Below are 17,285 nucleotides of genomic sequence, written 5' to 3'. Positions count from 1 at the left end.
TTTGTTAAACACAACAAATCCCAGTGTCAGCTACTTGCATCTACCACACAACTGTACGAACATTGCAATTTGCAGGCAATTTGCGTGGCAGATGGTGTCATCCCAGTGCTTGACACTGGGATCCAGCCTTTTCATAATCATCAAAACGTTGTATTTTAACATAAAACGGCTACTTTTATGCTTACCAACTTAATAAAATTTCTGGATCCAAGTGTCAAGCACTGTGATGACATCATAGGGGCGCTGGGATGACACCCTCCTGCTAGACAATGTTCGTACAGTTGTACATCTACCATGCAAGTTACCTGAAAATTGCAATGTTCGTACACTTGACTACTTGGATCTAGTATGATTTAATTAACCAAGAAGTAGGCATGAAAAAATTATGTAGTGAACCAGTTTGCATAACACCAGGAGGAAAATATGGATAGAAAGACGAGAATAGAATCAGACAGCTTAGGGGAAGTAAAAGTACCAAGTGAACATTACTGGGGAGCGCAGACTCAGCGTTCTTTAGAAAATTTTAAGATTGGCACAGAAAAAATGCCAGAGCCTCTGATTAAAGCATTAGCAATAGTAAAACTTGCAGCAGCACATGTTAACATGAAGCAGGGTAGCATAGATAATAAGGTAGGGGACGCAATCTGCGCAGCCGCAAAGGAAGTAATAGATGGCAAATTTAATAATGAATTTCCGCTTGTTGTTTGGCAAACCGGATCCGGAACGCAGACTAATATGAATATGAATGAAGTGATCAGCAATCGCGCAATAGAGATTTTAGGTGGTAATTTGGGTAGTAAATCTCCGATACATCCAAATGATCATGTGAATTATGGTCAGTCGTCAAATGACACCTTTCCAACAGCAATGCATATAGCAGCAGCAGACCAGATAAACCGCTTGCTTATTCCAAATCTTGAAAAATTGCATAAGGTGCTGGATAATAAGGTTCAGGAATTTAAAGATATAATAAAAGTAGGACGTACTCATCTGCAAGATGCAACGCCCCTAACACTAGGACAGGAGTTTTCTGGCTATGCAGCCCAGATTAAAAAGGGGATAGAGAGAGTAAAATCAACTTTAAGTGATATATATGAGCTTGCACAAGGTGGCACTGCGGTTGGCACGGGACTCAATACTAAAAAGGGTTTTGCTGAAGATTTTGCAAAGCAAGTTGCAGGAATTACTAACCTTCCATTTACTTCAGCAGGCAATAAATTTGAAGCGCTAGCAGCAAATGATGCTTTAGTTGAGCTCAGTGGAACACTCAATACAGTAGCAGTCAGTTTAATGAAAATTGCAAATGATATAAGGCTGCTTGGTTCTGGTCCAAGATGCGGAATTGGGGAAATAATGTTACCGGAAAATGAGCCTGGTTCTTCAATTATGCCAGGTAAAGTGAATCCAACTCAGTGTGAAGCGGTGACTATGGTATGCACTCAAGTTATGGGAAATCATGTTGCTGTAACCATTAGTGGTTCAAACGGTCATTTTGAATTGAATGTGTTTAAGCCAGTGATAATTTACAATGTTTTGCAGTCTATAAGACTTTTAGCTGACGCAAGTTTAAATTTTACAGAAAAATGTGTAGTTGGTATTAAAGCAAATGAAGAGAGGATAAAAGATTTACTGAATCAGTCGTTGATGTTGGTCACTATATTAAATACGCATATAGGGTACGACAATGCAGCAAAAATAGCGAAGCTTGCTTATAAAGAAAATATCACTCTAAAAGAAGCAGCAGCAAAACTTCAACTGCTCACTGAGGAAGAGTTTGAAAGGATAGTGAAACCAGAAGAAATGGTAAATTATTTGTAACCGCTCACACTTAATTCTTCAATCTCACTAATAGAAAGGCCAGTAAACTTGACAATAGTGTTAACATCAACATTATTATCTTGCTTTGTCTACCTTATTTTGCCGCTCCCCTGAACGGATACGGTTTAAGACATAAGATCCTTTTTCATAGCTATACTACGCTATCCAGCGTCTGGTCACTGGTTTCTTGGTACTTATTCCGCAATAATTTTTTTTTCCTTCAATAAACTTTGCAGTTCGCCTTTTTCGTACATCTCGCGAGTGATGTCGCAACCACCAATAAACTCTTCCTTTATATATAATTGTGGAATTGTTGGCCAATCAGAAAACTTTTTTATAGATTCACGTATTTCATCATTCTCCAACACGTTAATATACTTAAACTTCACGTTCAATTTTTTTAGGATTGACACGACGAGTCCAGAGAATCCGCATTGAGGAAAATCAGAAGTGCCTTTCATATACAATACCACATCATTTTCTGTTATATCTTTTTTTATTTGTTCAAAATTGCTCATAAATTCACCTTATTTTAAAGTATTAGTTTCCAGTTGCAAGGCGTGTATAGACTGACCTTCCAGAGCTTTATATACCATTTTATGTTGTTCTATTTTTGTCTTTCCAAGAAAACACTTGGAGTTTATTTTTAAATGATAATGGTCATCATCTCCAGCAAGATCATGAATTTTTATATCAGCGTCGGGGAACGATTGTTTGATGATCCTCTCTAATTCGTGAATTGCAATAGTCATTGATTTGCTTTAAATTACAATACTTTCATTATAAATCTAAAACGATTGAGCGCAATAAAAAGTTGCTATCATAAAAAATAGAAGCATACTATAATAATGGAATGACAAGTTATGCAGGGAGGCTTTGTGGTGGGCGAAAGATTTAAATTCACATATCTTTGGTTTTGCTAACTTTTTCATTTAGGTGCTTATCTTACGATGATAAAATAAATAACTTAGAGAATGTTTACATCAAAGCTAACTATTTTGGAGCATTCTTCAATGCAATAGGTTCTCTAGAAGGAAAAGAAGATGCAGGTGACAATATAACAGAGGGGGTTTTTAGTTTTAATAAGAAGGAGCGAATTGAAGCTGGATACAGTCCTAAATATGTTCCAGGGTTTGCCGGTAGTGCTGCAATAGGGTATTTATTCAAAAATATGAGAGTTGAGTTTGAAGGCTTATATTCTCAGACTAACTTATATGATGAAGATTATTCAGATAAGAAAAAAGCAAGATATATTGAACTTCGTCGTCACAATGATGCGTCTACTGGAGCGGAATGCAATTCACCTTGGAGAAGTGGAAAGGTTGATATTCACATTCAAGAAAATTGTAGTGTTGAAGCAGAGTTCAGAGCTGCATTTAAGATGAAAAATGAAGGTTTTAATAACTTAGCTGGAATGGTCAATGTATATCGTGATTTTAATATAGCAAAAATGCCATTCACCCCATATGTTGGTATTGGTGCAGGTGTAACTAGGGTTAAATTTCTAGGAAAAACCAGATATGCCTTGGCTTACCAAGCAAAACTTGGTATCAATCACCAACTTACAGCACAAACTCAAGCATTTGCTGGTTTACGCTATTTTGGTATCCTTGATAACCAATTTAAAGATATTGTACCAGGAATAAAGATACTAGCTGGTGAAGGATATATTCCTGCCGGTGGAGGAAGTAAAGTTGATGAAACTGCACGTGTTGAATCAACAACTGCAACCATTACCAATAGGTTTGGCATATATGGCTTAGAGTTTGGGTTGGTTTATCACTTTTAACTTTATCCAATAAATTACATATGTGAAGATAGTAAATTCAGCGTGCTGAGAACATTAGAAAGACGAGATTTTAATTGATTTTCATATTTACTCCAATCTTGTATTGCCTTTCTTGCAACACCTGAATCAACTGCGGCTTTTGCAACAGCAGGAGCTACTATAGAAATTAATCTTGGGTCAAATGGAGTAGGTATTATATATTCACGTCCATAGCCCATTTTACGACCGCCATAGACTGCAGATATCTCACCTGGTACTGGCTCACGGGCAAGCTTTGCTATTGCATCTGCAGCTGCAATTTTCATTTCATCATTTATTGTTGTTGCATGTACATCAAGTGCCCCTCTAAATATATAAGGAAAACCCATTACGTTGTTGACTTGGTTGTTGTAATCTGACCTACCAGTTGCAATTATTGCATCTGGCCTCACAGATTTTGCAAACTCAGGCCTTACTTCTGGATCGGGATTGGCAAGAGCAAAAATAATCGGGTCTTTGCCCATACTCTTTAACATCTCTTCATTTAACACATCTTTTGCAGATAGTCCGATGAATACATCAGCGCCTTTTATTGTATCAAGTAGAGAACGTTCGGAAGTATCAATTGCATATTTTTCCTTCCACTCATTCATGTCCTCGTTTCTACCTTTGTATATTACTCCTTGCTTATCACACAGCACTATATTTTTAGCGCCCATGGACTTTAGTATTTCTAAACATGCAATACCGGCTGCTCCAGCACCATTCATAATGATCTTAACGTCCTCTAATTTCTTTTCGACAATATCAAGAGCATTTTCTATACCAGCTGCAACAACCACTGCAGTTCCATGCTGGTCATCATGGAACACTGGAATATCCATCAGTTCATTCAGACGTTTCTCTATTATAAAACAATCGGGAGATCTTATATCCTCTAAATTTATCCCCCCCCAACTTGGCCCAAGGTACCTTACTGCATTGATAAAATCTTCTATATTTTCTGTACCAACTTCTATATCAACTGCATCAATATCAGCAAAACGCTTAAATAAAACAGCTTTGCCTTCCATGACAGGTTTTGCAGCAAGAGGACCGATATTACCAAGTCCAAGCACTGCAGTGCCATTTGAAATGACAGCAACACAGTTGCTTTTTGCCGTATAATCATAAATAACCTCAGGATTTTTAGCTATTTCAAGGCACGGAGCTGCAACGCCAGGGGAATAAGCAAGTGACAAATCATACTGGGTAGATAAAGGTTTTGTTGGCATGATTGAAATTTTACCAGGCTTACCACCTCTACTGTGATAATTAAGTGCCTCTTGTTTTGTGGTACTATCTAAATCATCGTTCATCATTACATCCTTATATTTTAAGCTTATATTTTTTAAGTATATGGAGTTTTTATAAATGTTCAATTGTAAACTATTAGCTTGTGAACTCTGGTGTACTTCTGTATAAGTTTACCTACTACGTAGAATGGTATTACATGCTTAAGAAAAACGTGCCTAATTTGCTTACAATTTCTCGTGCGCTTGCAGTACCAGCAATAATATTAAGTTTTTATATAGAAAATAAATATGCAGGCCTGATAACAATATCAATCTTTGTGTTTGCGTGCATTACGGATTTTTTTGATGGTTACTTGGCGCGTGCGTGGAAAGTCCAATCAAAATTTGGCAAGCTATTTGATCCAATTGCTGATAAATTAATAGTGGTTTCAACGATAATTATGCTAGTTTATAAGCAGAAGATAAATGATTTTACAATAGTACCATCGATTATCATCATCTGTAGGGAGATATTAGTCTCGGGTTTGCGGGAGTTTTTGATAGCTACAAATGTTAGTCTACCTGTAAGCAAAGCTGGCAAAATTAAAACATTTTTGCAGATGGTTGCTGTAGTAGCGCTAATAATGAACGATTATTATATGATTCAATATACAGGTGCGATTTGTTTATGGGTTGCAGCTATTATAACTATGTGGTCAGGCTATAATTATATCCTAGCCGGCATCAAACAGATTGGTTAAATCTCCTAGGAAATAGTTAATAGACAAGAGTAGTTAATATCTTAGTGATATTGACTCAGAAAGCAAAAAGGTGTATAATTGTATTAACTTACAACTAATTAGGTTAATATTATGAAAATACCTAGTGGCAAATTTTCTTCTACCAAAAAGGTTCCAGGAAAGAATAAGAAAAAAAGAGATTTTGAACCATTAGAAGAGTTTTTTTGGGATTTTTGGCCAACAGTTGATAAAGAAGTCAAAAGAGAAAGGCTAGAACAAGAACTATTAGCACTAAAAAAAAGAGAGCTATATAGACAATGTGTATCATTGGTAACAATGGTTCCATTTGCATTATTTATGGCTATTGAACTGGAAAAAATATGTAGCGATCAGGTATTACTTGGCGTGATAAGTGGCGCGCTAAGCCACACTATATTACCTTTTACAGTCTTATCTCTTATTTGTACGCTATATTTAATTTACAATAATAGGAAGATAGCACAAAAAGAACGAGAGTTGGAGATTATTGAAAATGGAGAGGAAGTAAAGGAAAAAGAGCACAATATTTCTGATATAGGTCAGTGTTTGATCTATATTGAGGCTATAACAACTGCACTGGTTATTGTAGGTATGATAATGGGTGAAACATCTTCACTTGAAGCAGCAGAGGATGCAATTTTATTTCTTGCCAATGCAATTGCTTTTCTTGCAACTCTTGTTTCTTATATTGATAAGCATGAAAAAAATAAGAAAAAGGAAACAGAAAAGTCTGATCTTGATGAGAAATCTAGCAAGAAAACTAGCAATATATCTGTAGCCGGATTGGCGCTTGCTGGTTCTTCTATATTTTTAATAAGAAGGATAATGTTAATGGCATTAGCATCGTCCTTAAATCCTGCTGTTGGACCTACTTTAGGCTTGATAGGTATTGCAATTTTTATGGCTGTACAGATCTTAACTATACATTCCTACAGCAAGACGCTGAAAGATCCAAAAGTGGAAGGACGAGGTGAATCAAGAAATGCAGGTAGTTCTGACCGTAGTTATAAAGAAGAAGGGCCGGCTATTGCCTAAGAAATTTATTTATTTAAGTAATATTTAGGTCTATACTTTATTTTGATCGAAAAAAATCTTATGTATAAGACTTTAATCACGTGCTTTATTTTCCTAATTTGCTCCTTTACACAATCGTATGCGGATGATCTTGAAAAAACTGAAACTGAACTATATGAAGAAGCAGTTGAACTTTTTGACCAGAAAAAATATAAACAAGCTATTAGGGCATTTCACAAGATAGAGGATTTGTATCCTTTGTCTTATTGGGCAATGAAAGCGAAATTATTATCTGGAGTTTCTCACTATAATATGGGTAACTATAGCAGTGCTGCAAGTGATATGGCTGATTATATATATGTTTATTCAAATGGTGAAGATTTACCATATGTATACTACTTAAGAGTATTATCTTATTACATGCAAATTAATAAAGTGCAACTTGGACAGCAAACTGCATATAAAACTTTAGAGCTGGGTACAGAATACATTAATCTCTTTCCAGGCAGCGAATATGTAGACGAGATAAAGGAAAAAACAAAGCTAATCACAGAGCATATATCAACAAAAGAGTATTCTATCGGTAAATTTTACCTGAGGCGTGGTGAATATTTAGCAGCAATTAAGCGTTTCCAGAATATGGCAAGCTATAAGGATTCTAAATATTTTTCTAAATCTATTAACTATTTAATAGCAGTCCATTCAGCTATTGGCCTTGACTTAGAAGCTGAGCAGTATGAAAGTATGTTATTAGCAGAAAACCTACAAGATGCCAAGCCGGAGGCTTGAAAATTTGCTTTAGCTTTTTCTATGCTTTGATATATAATTTAGATTTTTAACTATTTGAATATGGCTGGTCATTCACAATTTTCAAATATAAAACATCGGAAAGGCGCTCAGGATGCAAAGCGCTCTCAAAAATTTACGAAGCTGATTAGAGAAATAACAGTTGCTGCAAAGCAAGGGCTACCCGATCACGAACTCAACCCACGCCTTCGTTCTGCTATATTTGCTGCGCGCAAGGAAAATTTGCCAAAAGATAAAATAGAAACAGCAATAAAAAATGCAACTGGTAACGTTGCTGGAGAAAATTATGAGGAAATCCAATATGAAGGTCATGGGCCTTCTGGCACTGCACTCATTGTCCATGCCTTGACTAATAACCGCAACCGTACTGCTTCTGAGGTACGTTATATCTTTTCTCGTAAAGGTGGAAATTTAGGAGAAACAGGAAGTGTTAGTTACCTTTTCGATCATGTAGGCTTAATCGTCTATAAAGCAGAGGGTGTGAATTTTGACGATTTATTCAGTCATGGAATCGAATTAGAAGTATTGAATATTGAGGAAAATGACAAAGAAGGATTACACGTTATAACTTGTGAAATAAAAGATTTTGGTAAAGTACGCGATGCCTTTTATGCAAAATTCGGAGAACCAGAACTTGCTCGTCTTTCATGGCAGCCAAAAGATCTGATTGAAATTAGCGATAAAGAGTTGATTGATAAATTATCTGCATTGGTTGAAGAGCTGGAAGATAATGATGATGTACAGTATGTGGAAGGTAATTTTACTTTTGTTGATAAGCTATGAGGCTGGTAATATTTGTATTGCTTTGTATTTTACCAGCATATGCTACTGAAACATCAACAGATCTTGCACAGCCATTCCAGCATGGAATCAGAAAAAAAAAAGCTACTTTGACGACAGAAAGTGATAGAAAGTTGTTATTCATATCCAGTACCATAAAATCTTCCTTTTTTGCCACGGAAGGGTTGGCGCCAAATACAGTGGTGAAATTGATCAACATATATAAAGATTTTGGTGTTGATTTTAAAAAAGACATTGTGCCAGAGAGTAAATTGGAGGTTCTTTTTGAGAGATTGCCTAATAATCAGAAGACTGAAGAAAAAATTTTATATGCTTCACTGACAATAAACAAAAAAGCTATTAGTTTATATCATTATAAATCACAAGACGGCAAAGAAAGGTATTTTAATAAAGAAGGAATAAGCTTAAAAAATGGCGAAATTTTTGCAAATCCTTTAAATGGAGATTATCGCATATCCTCAAAATTTGGCAATAGAAAGCATCCTGTTCGCGGTAAAATTGCTTTTCACAAAGGAGTGGATTATGCAGCTAAACTTGGCACTCCCATATACGCTGCTGCAGAGGGTGTGATAGAATATATAGGAAAGAATGGTGGCTATGGAAATTACATCAAAATAAAACACAAAAATGAGTATTCAACCTGTTACGCGCATATAAGTAGATTTAGTGGCGATATAAAGTTAGGCTCTAAAGTAAAGCAGGGGCAGGTCATCGCCTATGTTGGTAGCACTGGTGTTGCAACAGGACCTCATTTACATTACGAAGTTATATATAACGGCAAACACATCGATCCGCTTACGATAGCGCATAAAACTGAAGTAAAATTGCCTGATCATGAATTAAGAGAGTTTAAACTATTTGTAAATAAGATAAATAAAACGATCAACAGAGAGGGTTCAAGTGAAAAAGAAGTTTAAAGACAATATGGATAAGAATACGATAAACGATAGAAATTTAAGTCAACTCCGGTTTTTTCCTGTACTAATAGCGCTAGGATTAATTTTATCGCTGCTTTTTTTGGCATATGACAGCACAATTGCACTTGGAGTTGCTGCCGTTTCAATTTTGACTTTTCTTCAAGGATTTTTTATTAATGACCCTAATGAAGCAAGAGTGATAGAGTTTTTTGGTCATTATATTGGAACTTATTTTAAGTCTGGAATATGTGTAACGCTTCCCTTTTCAAGCAAATATATAGTTTCCCTAAAATTTCAAAATATCAACACAGAAAAAATAAAAGTGAATGATGCCAATGGAAGTCCAATAGAGATTTCAGCAGTGATTGTTTGGAGAGTGAACAGCCCGGCGAAGGCGTATTATAATGTTAACAACTATCACGAATTTGTTTTTGTACAAAGTGACTCAGTAATAAGAGAATTAGCAAGCAATTATCCGTATGATAGCGAAAGCGATGAGGAGTCTTTACGTAAAAATTCTGATAAAATTTCAGATGAATTGCGGTCAATGTTACAACAAAGATTAGATATTGCAGGAATTGAGATTACAGAAGCAAGAATATCGCATTTGGCGTATTCGTCCGAGATTGCACAAGCAATGTTAAGGCGTCAACAAGCACATGCTATCACTTCGGCAAGAAGGCATATAGTGCAAAATGCAATAGGAATTGTCGAGGAAGTAATAGCTCATTTTGAAAAAAACAAAAGCTTACAATTAGATGGCAAGCAAAAGGTTCAATTGATAAATAATTTGTTGGTTGCCCTAATCTCTGAGCAAGATGCACAACCGAAGATTAGTTTAGATAATAATTAGCATAGGAGCCGATTGGGTTTCATAAATGCAAGTCACTATTAATTTCTTGATTAATAGACTAAATGATGTTATAAATTACACGCATTAGGGGTGCTCTAGAAAAGCTGAGAGTACATAAAGTACAACCCTTTGAACCTGATATTGTTAAAGCAAGCGTAGGAAAATGTATGTATATAAATATTGAAGAATGCTTCGGCTTCATTGCGTTAATTGCATCTCTAATTGGATTATCACCTCAAGTATATAAAGCATATATCACTAAAGTTACTCATGATGTATCGATGTTAATGTTAGTAAACTATCTTATTTGTTCATTGTCTTGGATTGGCTATGGTCTTTACCAGAGCTCAATTTTTGTGGTGCTTAGCAATATTGCTGGATTAGTGATTAGCATAATATCAATTATTCAAAAATGTTACTACGATGCAAAACCTGCACCATGATCATGTGCTGCACTGCAGTACACAACAACAATATCGTTCTATTGTAGTGCTAAATGGAAAAATACCGAGCTCATCGTTTTTTAAACGAGATATACCTATTATTGCTGTAGATGGAGGAGCAAACAAGCTTCTATCAATTGGCGTAAAACCTGATCTTGTAGTAGGAGATTTGGATAGCGTAAATCTGGATTTACGTGCTAATTTGAATACGATATATCTACCTGATCAAGATTATTGCGACTTTTCTAAAGCAATGGCTCACTTAAAAACAGTAAAGTTATTGCCATCAATAGTAACGGGTATTACTGGAGGAGCAATTGATCACATACTACAGAATATTAACATTTTTCTAAGTACGGGCAGTATCTTTTACACACCTTCACCTCCCATGGTAGGTTACACTTTACAAAAAGGTATTACCCATTTTTTTTCTTTGCCAAAAAATACTAAAATATCTTTACTTGGTATACCGAGAGCTTAAATATCAACTAAAAGATTAAAATGGGAACTGCACCTTAGTAATCTTGCTTTTCCGGGAAAAAATTCTTGCTTTAATCGAAGTTTAGGCAATAAGGTATCCGTAGAAGTACACAGTGGTATATGTCTAGCAATGATTTATTTAGAGACAGTAGATGATGCTGCAAGACATCATGTGCGTCAAGTTAAGAAGTAAATAGACTTCTTGCATAACCCAAACTAAGTAGAAAAAAGGTATCATCCAAGTAGCTGACACTGGTTCCTTTATGACGTGTCATTCCAGTTTCAGCTACTTGAATGACAGCAGTCCTACGTCATACCGCCGCGGTATCTCTTAGCCGCTAACAAGCAGCGGGATGACGGTTGTCGTTTAGCTATAAATATTAAGAAATTTACCAAATAAAAAAAAGGCAAAAGAAGCCCCGTGGTTGGCTAATTACTTACATTATACTTTCAAGTATGGCGTTTTTTTTATTCTAAACGTTTAATAACCGCGATTCAGTTGCTTTTAAGCCGCAACTAATCTAAATTATAAACATTAAGAAATTTACTAAACAGAAAAAAAGGCAAAAGAAACCCTAGGGTAGCTAGTTATTCACTATCTATTTTTTAAGTTGGCGTTTTTTAATGTTTTAAATAGCGTATTTCAGCTTGTGTAGGTAAAAACCCAGAAATTTGATAAAGACATAGAGTGCACATAGTGCAAAAAATTAAACATGAGACGCCAGATACGTGAGTTTTTTGTCATTTAATCTGTACAGAGAAGATAAATAAATAGCTTCAGTTTCATGATAAGGGGGCTGGCGAAGGGTGTCAAGTAAGTTTTTTCGTTTCTAACGGTTGTTGCCAAAAACTATACAAGAAGTCTTTTAAGATCAATCACTTATCTTCAAGGCTTGAATAAAAGCATTCTGTGGAATATTTACGTTCCCTATAGAATGTAACCTTTTTTTACCCTTCTTTTGCTTTTCAAGTAGTTTCATTCTTCGCGTTACATCTCCACCATAGAGTTTAGCTGTTACATCTTTTCTGTATGGGTTAATCGTTTCTCTGGCAATAATTTTTCCGCCCACTGCCGCTTGAATCGCGATTTTATATTGCTGACGTGGTATTAGATCCTTCAAGCGTGCACATATTTCACGCCCCCTTTTTTCTGCCCTACTTTTGTGAACGATACAAGCCAGTGCATCTACGGGCTCTCCATTAATTAAAAAGCTTAATTTATCTATTTGGCTTACCAGATAGCTGGAAATTTCCCAATCCAAACTTGCATATCCTTTGGAAATTGATTTTAATCGATCATAAAAGTCAAAAACAACTTCAGATAGTGGTAATTTATATCTTAACAATGCTGTTGTTGTGTTACCAATGTAAGATAAATCCTCCTGTTCTCCCCTCCTTTCTTCACATAGAGATAGAATCTCTCCCAAGTATTGGTCAGGGACCATTATTGTTGCAGTAATCCACGGCTCTTCCACAATTTCAATTTTCGTTGGATCTGGCATATCACTTGGGTTATGAATATTCAAAACTTCACCACTTCGTGTTGTAACCCTATATATAACACTCGGTGCAGTTGCTGTTAGGTCTAAATCAAATTCTCTCTCGAGCCTTTCTTGAATAACTTCAAGATGCAACATTCCCAAAAAACCACAACGAAATCCATAGCCTAGTGCATTTGAAGTTTCAGCTTCGAAGGTAAAACTTGCATCATTTAAATGTAACTTTTCTAGAGCTTCTCTTAGATATTTAAAATCATCCGTTTTATGAGGAAAAATGCTACAAAATACCACAGGATGCACTTCTTTAAATCCAGGAAGTGCTTTACTACAAGGTCTCTTTTCCTCAGTGATAGTGTCCCCTACCTTGCAGTCTGCTACTTCCTTCATTGAAGCAGTTATAAAACCAACTTCACCCGCTGAAAGTTCACCCGTCATCACTTTTTTAGGGGTGAAAATACCGATATTATCTATCTGATATGTAGCATTATTAGACATCATAACAATTTTCATGCCTTTTTTTAGCACTCCATTTTTAACTCGCACTAAAATTACTACTCCTAAGTAAGTGTCATACCAACTATCAACTAAAATTGCTTGCAATGGAGCATTGACATCACCTTGAGGAGCTGGAAGTTTTGCTACTATTGCTTCCAGTACATCTTTTATTCCAAGTCCAGTTTTTGCTGATATTAAAACTGACTCACTTGCGTCAATGCCAATTACTTCCTCAACCTGGAGTTTTACCTTTTCTGGATCTGCAGCAGGAAGATCAACTTTATTGAGCACAACTATTATTTCATGGTTGTTGTCAATAGCTTTATATACATTTGCAAGGGTTTGTGCTTCAACGCCCTGGCTACTATCTACCACTAAAAGTGAACCTTCACATGCGGCTAAGCTTCGACTTACCTCGTAAGAAAAGTCAACGTGACCTGGGGTGTCCATGAGATTTAGGCAATATTGATTACCGTCGTTTGCCGTATAATTGAGTTTTACCGTCTGTGCCTTAATTGTAATCCCACGTTCGCGTTCTATATCCATTGAATCGAGTATTTGATTGGTCATTTCTCTTGCTTCAAGGCCGTTACATTCCTCTATTAAACGGTCAGCAAGCGTTGACTTACCATGGTCTATATGCGCTATTATTGCGAAATTCCTTATGTTGTTCATTCATGGCCCACTATACTTAATTAGTGAAACTATTTTACATTTTAAGTGTTGTGAGGGCAATCCTTTATTAAGAGACTATTTACTCCTTCAACATAGACGACACTTTTTTCGAGCAGGAAATCACTTTATTAACCATATAGTTTTCATGATTATTATCTATTTTAGGCAACTCATATAGATAATTTACCATCATCCCGGCTGACTGACTAATACCCTTTTCAGAAGTATCCGCCATCCAGTTTAATTGTTTTATTGATGCGCCATTGCTTAAATGAAAATGCGCCACCGGGTCATAAGTATTTCCATTACTATTATTCACTTTTAGTAAATAATATGCACATAGTTTAAGCATGTATTGTTTAGTTTCATTTGTACATTCAACATTAGTTTTTAATTGCTCTGCACTTTCTAAAATTTCTGCACTAGATTGTTTTATATTTAGTTTGCCCAATAAAGTGACATCTTGGTTTAGATTGTTTTTTAGCCATTTCGTAAAGCCAGGTATTGGAGAAAGAGTTGCATATGTTTTTATACTTTTAAACTCCTGTGATAGCTTTTCTACAACCCTTTTGATCAAAAAATTACCAAGGCTGATTCCAGATAACCCTGCTTGAGTATTTGATATTGAATAGAATATAGCAGTGCTCGCATTACTCGGATCATTTGAAGGTACTGACTCATCTAAAAGGTGTTGAATGCTATCTGCAATCTTATCCACCAATGCAACCTCTACAAAAATTAGAGGTTCGTTTGGTATCTTGTAATGAAAAAAAGCAAAACAGAGACGATCAGAGTCTAGTCTGTTTTTTAGGTCGCCCCAAGAGGAAATTTTATGCACAGCTTCATATTTTATAAGTTTTTCTAGCAATGATGCAGGTGAATCCCAGGTGATTTGACGAAGATCGAGTAGATCAACATCAACCCAAGTATAGAGTATATTTTTTAATTCGCTCTCTAGTGGATTCAAGCTTCTATATTGGTTCTTTAGCTTAAGCACATCAGAACGCATATCAACAATAAACTTAAGGCCTTCTGGTAAAGAAATAAATTGCTTTAATATTTTAGAACGCGGTGATTCAAGAATTTTTATTAAATCCTGTTCAAATTTATAGTTTAACTCGGGATCTTGGTTTTTCTTATACTCTCTAATTTTCTCATCTATTTCCGCTTTATTCGGATTAAATTTTTCTGCCAGGGTTTGTAGAAATTTTATTTTACCTTTCTCTGATAAGCTTAAGTACAAGTTACCAAGAGATACAGCGTTTTTACGTGCTGAAACCTCCCCTCCCTTTGGATTTAAGCACTCGTTCATCTTCAAGACTAAACTATCGATATCGCGACTGTTGCTTAAATCAGGACTGATGTTACCAATCCACGATCTTACAGCATCTGCCACTCCACCTAGTATTTTAAAAAAGCTTCTTACCGCCTTTTTGTCTTCAACTTTCACTATATCAGTTTTTACCAATGATTCTTTTGTCATAGATTCCCTTTATTATACATAGCTAATGCAAGTCAGGGTCATACCGCCGCGGCATCTCTAGATCCCGCTAACAAGTAGCGGGATGACGAATTTGTCGTTTGTCAAATCGTCGGTAAACCCAAGTTATTTTAGCTACATATAGCTTAAGTTAAAGGAAAATTTTAGCTACATAGCAGGCACTATTACTGAATTATTAATGATTCAGTAATACAATAGACTTCTTGCACTACCTCCCAAGCCACAACTGTCATTCAGTAGAAACAAAAACTTCCTTGACACCCTTCGCCAGCCCCCTTATCATAACAGTGAAGCTATTGTATTTGCTTTCGCCAATCTGCAGATTAAAAGGTAAGGATTACTTAATGTATCGGCGTCTTATGTTCAATTTTTTGCAGTATATAGATACTGTATGTCTTTACAAAACTTCATCTACATCTAGATTTTTATCTAAATAAGCTGAACGCGCTTATAAAGCGTTACAAGACATCAAAAAATGCCAATACTCGACAGAGATAGTAAAAGACTAGCTAACTCGGGGATTCTTTGTCTTTTTTTCTGCTTAGTAAATTTCTTAAACATTTGCAGCGTAAGTTAGTTGCAATTAAAAGCGGCTGAATCTCGCTTGTCAAGCGTTTAAAACATAAAAAACGCCAATATTTTAAAGCAGATAATAACCCCAGGGCTTCTTTTGCCTTTTTTTTATTTGGTAAATTTCTTAAATATTTATAGCAACATGAATTGGGCAGGAAGGTGTCATTCCAGTGCCCCTGTGATGTCATTCCAGTGCTTGACACTGGAATCCAGTTTTCCATATAATCTCATCGAAAACGTTGTAACCACTTTCTATGCTAGTTTGCTTGTAAACAAGCAAACTTTCCTGGATCCAAGTGGGCTTTGTTGCATCACACTTTATGAGATGGTGATTTATGGTAAATTCATGTAACTATCTCAAATTTAGCCATACCAATATCAGTGAATTTATTAAGCAAATAGCATTTGATTGGCAGTTCTTTTTCTCGATTTATCTCAGATTTATTCCTAAAACTAAATCCGAATATTTGCTTTAATCTTGAGAAAAACCCTTCAATATAAGATCTTTTCCCATAATTTACTTCTTTTTTCCATTCTTTCATGCCATCTTCACCGTATAATTTTATTAACCTAATAGCAGCATTCCTGTCAGACATATAATCTATTTCTGGATGTTCTGCCGCATTGTTTATTGGTGGAATTTTTGTCTTTATATCATATTCGTTACACAACTTATAAAACTTGTGCCTATCACATGCTCTATCTGCATATAGTGCTTTTATGGCATGCTGAAAATCGACTTCTTTTAGCAAATCACAAGCTCCATAGTGATCAGCCGTTACTGTATTTTACAGCTATGGCTTTTTTGCTGTTTGTATTCAACATTACATGCAATTTTCTTGTCTGTTCATAGCTGCGATACTTTCTATCTTCGCTATTTTCTTTGCTATGACCAGGAGTGTTGTTGTATATACTAATTCCTGTACTGTCTATAGCAATTTCGATGTCTTCCATATTATTTTCTGCAATCATTTATCTTAATATTAAGTTTCTTAAACCTTCTTGATGCTTGTGAATAGCTGATAACTGCCAAATCTCTTCCTATTTGTTGCAAATACCCTTTTATAAACCCGACTGTTTGTCTTAAACCAATTCTAAAGAAACTGACGATTATATGCACCAAAATCACAACTTTATCACTATAAATATAGTTGCCGCCCTGCATTTTTGGACAATTCTCGTACCAATTTTCTATGGCGTCATTGATATAACAAAAAATGCTTCCTCTTTCTTGGAGAAATTTGTTATATTCATGGCAGTTACTGACTCTCATTTTTTGTGGCATATTTTTTCTTCAACAGTTAAATGGCTATTTATAATGAATTTTGTCAGTAGCCACCAGATTTTTTCAGTTGCTATGCAACAAAGCTATCCCAGTGTCAAGCACTGGGATGACAGGAAAAGAGGCTATTTGGATGACATCTTTCTTCTTGGTATAAATTATTTTATATCTCAATGTTCATACAGCTATGCACGTTGCTGCATAGTGGATGAGGTGTACTACCTCTAAGAATATACATTATCTCACATAATAATATAATATTTCGTTCATAAATCAACGTTTTTAACATGCAGCAAGAACATTTCC

The 17,285-nt window shown here is 35.6% G+C and carries 16 protein-coding genes, 2 pseudogenes and 1 riboswitch; of the genes and pseudogenes, 10 read left to right on the top strand and 8 right to left on the bottom strand.

Annotation, left to right across the window (positions count from 1 at the left end; all coding sequences use genetic code 11):
• Window positions 1-50: 50 nt before the first annotated feature.
• Window positions 51-131, bottom strand: a pseudogene (locus tag OPR39_RS07515) (WPE palindromic element domain-containing protein); the annotation flags it as partial.
• 292 nt (window positions 132-423) lie between these two features.
• Here OPR39_RS07515 and fumC point away from each other — a divergent pair.
• Complete coding sequence (gene fumC / locus OPR39_RS06410) at window positions 424-1,818, top strand: class II fumarate hydratase (RefSeq protein ID WP_015588948.1); 1,395 nt, start codon at window positions 424-426, stop codon at window positions 1,816-1,818.
• Window positions 1,819-2,012: 194 nt separating this feature from the next.
• On the opposite strand, the gene grxD is transcribed toward fumC, so the two are convergent.
• Together grxD and OPR39_RS06400 are read right to left on the bottom strand one after the other, a co-directional pair.
• Window positions 2,013-2,336, bottom strand: coding sequence for a Grx4 family monothiol glutaredoxin (grxD, locus tag OPR39_RS06405; RefSeq protein ID WP_006280013.1), 324 nt, complete (start codon window positions 2,334-2,336; stop codon window positions 2,013-2,015).
• A gap of 9 nt (window positions 2,337-2,345) precedes the next feature.
• Window positions 2,346-2,570 (bottom strand): BolA/IbaG family iron-sulfur metabolism protein, encoded by a 225-nt coding sequence (locus tag OPR39_RS06400; RefSeq protein WP_015588949.1) that lies wholly within the window; start codon window positions 2,568-2,570, stop codon window positions 2,346-2,348.
• Between the two features lie 164 nt (window positions 2,571-2,734).
• On the opposite strand from OPR39_RS06400, the gene OPR39_RS06395 reads away from it, so the two are divergent.
• Window positions 2,735-3,607 carry a P44/Msp2 family outer membrane protein gene (locus OPR39_RS06395; protein WP_080717615.1) on the top strand — a complete coding sequence of 291 codons (873 nt, stop codon included), beginning with the start codon at window positions 2,735-2,737 and terminating at the stop codon, window positions 3,605-3,607.
• 14 nt (window positions 3,608-3,621) lie between these two features.
• Here OPR39_RS06395 and OPR39_RS06390 read toward each other — a convergent pair whose 3' ends face one another.
• Complete coding sequence (locus tag OPR39_RS06390; RefSeq protein ID WP_015588951.1) at window positions 3,622-4,944, bottom strand: malic enzyme-like NAD(P)-binding protein; 1,323 nt, start codon at window positions 4,942-4,944, stop codon at window positions 3,622-3,624.
• Between the two features lie 134 nt (window positions 4,945-5,078).
• On the opposite strand from OPR39_RS06390, the gene pgsA reads away from it, so the two are divergent.
• From pgsA to OPR39_RS06350, 8 genes are all read left to right on the top strand, one after another.
• Window positions 5,079-5,621: a CDP-diacylglycerol--glycerol-3-phosphate 3-phosphatidyltransferase gene (pgsA, locus tag OPR39_RS06385; protein WP_015588952.1), complete on the top strand. Its 543-nt coding sequence runs from the start codon at window positions 5,079-5,081 to the stop codon at window positions 5,619-5,621.
• Between the two features lie 111 nt (window positions 5,622-5,732).
• On the top strand, window positions 5,733-6,674 hold the full coding sequence (locus OPR39_RS06380; protein WP_015588953.1) for a hypothetical protein: 942 nt from the start codon (window positions 5,733-5,735) through the stop codon (window positions 6,672-6,674).
• A gap of 60 nt (window positions 6,675-6,734) precedes the next feature.
• Window positions 6,735-7,442 carry an outer membrane protein assembly factor BamD gene (locus OPR39_RS06375; protein ID WP_265039383.1) on the top strand — a complete coding sequence of 236 codons (708 nt, stop codon included), beginning with the start codon at window positions 6,735-6,737 and terminating at the stop codon, window positions 7,440-7,442.
• Between the two features lie 60 nt (window positions 7,443-7,502).
• Window positions 7,503-8,243, top strand: coding sequence for a YebC/PmpR family DNA-binding transcriptional regulator (locus OPR39_RS06370; protein WP_015588955.1), 741 nt, complete (start codon window positions 7,503-7,505; stop codon window positions 8,241-8,243).
• Window positions 8,240-9,178 carry a M23 family metallopeptidase gene (locus tag OPR39_RS06365; protein WP_015588956.1) on the top strand — a complete coding sequence of 313 codons (939 nt, stop codon included), beginning with the start codon at window positions 8,240-8,242 and terminating at the stop codon, window positions 9,176-9,178. The genes OPR39_RS06370 and OPR39_RS06365 overlap by 4 nt, the downstream gene beginning before the upstream one ends.
• Window positions 9,179-9,185: 7 nt before the next feature.
• Window positions 9,186-10,031: an SPFH domain-containing protein gene (locus OPR39_RS06360; RefSeq protein WP_141457374.1), complete on the top strand. Its 846-nt coding sequence runs from the start codon at window positions 9,186-9,188 to the stop codon at window positions 10,029-10,031.
• Between the two features lie 76 nt (window positions 10,032-10,107).
• Window positions 10,108-10,210: riboswitch (TPP riboswitch) on the top strand.
• Window positions 10,199-10,474 carry a SemiSWEET family sugar transporter gene (locus OPR39_RS06355; RefSeq protein ID WP_265039381.1) on the top strand — a complete coding sequence of 92 codons (276 nt, stop codon included), beginning with the start codon at window positions 10,199-10,201 and terminating at the stop codon, window positions 10,472-10,474. (Overlaps the previous riboswitch by 12 nt.)
• Window positions 10,455-10,955 carry a thiamine diphosphokinase gene (locus tag OPR39_RS06350; RefSeq protein WP_255498659.1) on the top strand — a complete coding sequence of 167 codons (501 nt, stop codon included), beginning with the start codon at window positions 10,455-10,457 and terminating at the stop codon, window positions 10,953-10,955. Before OPR39_RS06355 ends, OPR39_RS06350 begins: the two co-directional genes overlap by 20 nt.
• Window positions 10,956-11,826: 871 nt before the next feature.
• Here the strand turns inward: OPR39_RS06350 and lepA are convergent.
• The 4 genes and pseudogenes from lepA to OPR39_RS07510 all read right to left on the bottom strand — a co-directional run bounded on the left by lepA (window position 11,827) and on the right by OPR39_RS07510 (window position 16,982).
• A complete protein-coding gene (gene lepA, locus OPR39_RS06345; RefSeq protein ID WP_015588959.1) occupies window positions 11,827-13,623 on the bottom strand; it encodes a translation elongation factor 4 in 1,797 nt (598 codons plus the stop codon).
• A gap of 79 nt (window positions 13,624-13,702) precedes the next feature.
• Entirely contained in the window at window positions 13,703-15,106 is a 1,404-nt protein-coding gene (locus OPR39_RS06340; protein ID WP_015588958.1) for a malonyl-CoA decarboxylase, read from the bottom strand.
• A 527-nt stretch (window positions 15,107-15,633) separates the two neighbouring features.
• Window positions 15,634-15,918, bottom strand: coding sequence for a hypothetical protein (locus OPR39_RS06335; protein ID WP_265039378.1), 285 nt, complete (start codon window positions 15,916-15,918; stop codon window positions 15,634-15,636).
• Window positions 15,919-16,041: 123 nt separating this feature from the next.
• A pseudogene (locus OPR39_RS07510) lies at window positions 16,042-16,982 on the bottom strand (IS5 family transposase).
• Window positions 16,983-17,285 lie beyond the last annotated feature (303 nt).

Source organism: Wolbachia endosymbiont (group A) of Yponomeuta plumbellus (assembly GCF_947251575.1).
Lineage (GTDB): Bacteria > Pseudomonadota > Alphaproteobacteria > Rickettsiales > Anaplasmataceae > Wolbachia > Wolbachia pipientis.
Note: the sequence above shows the minus strand (reverse complement) of the source record. Positions and strands in the feature narration are given on the sequence as shown.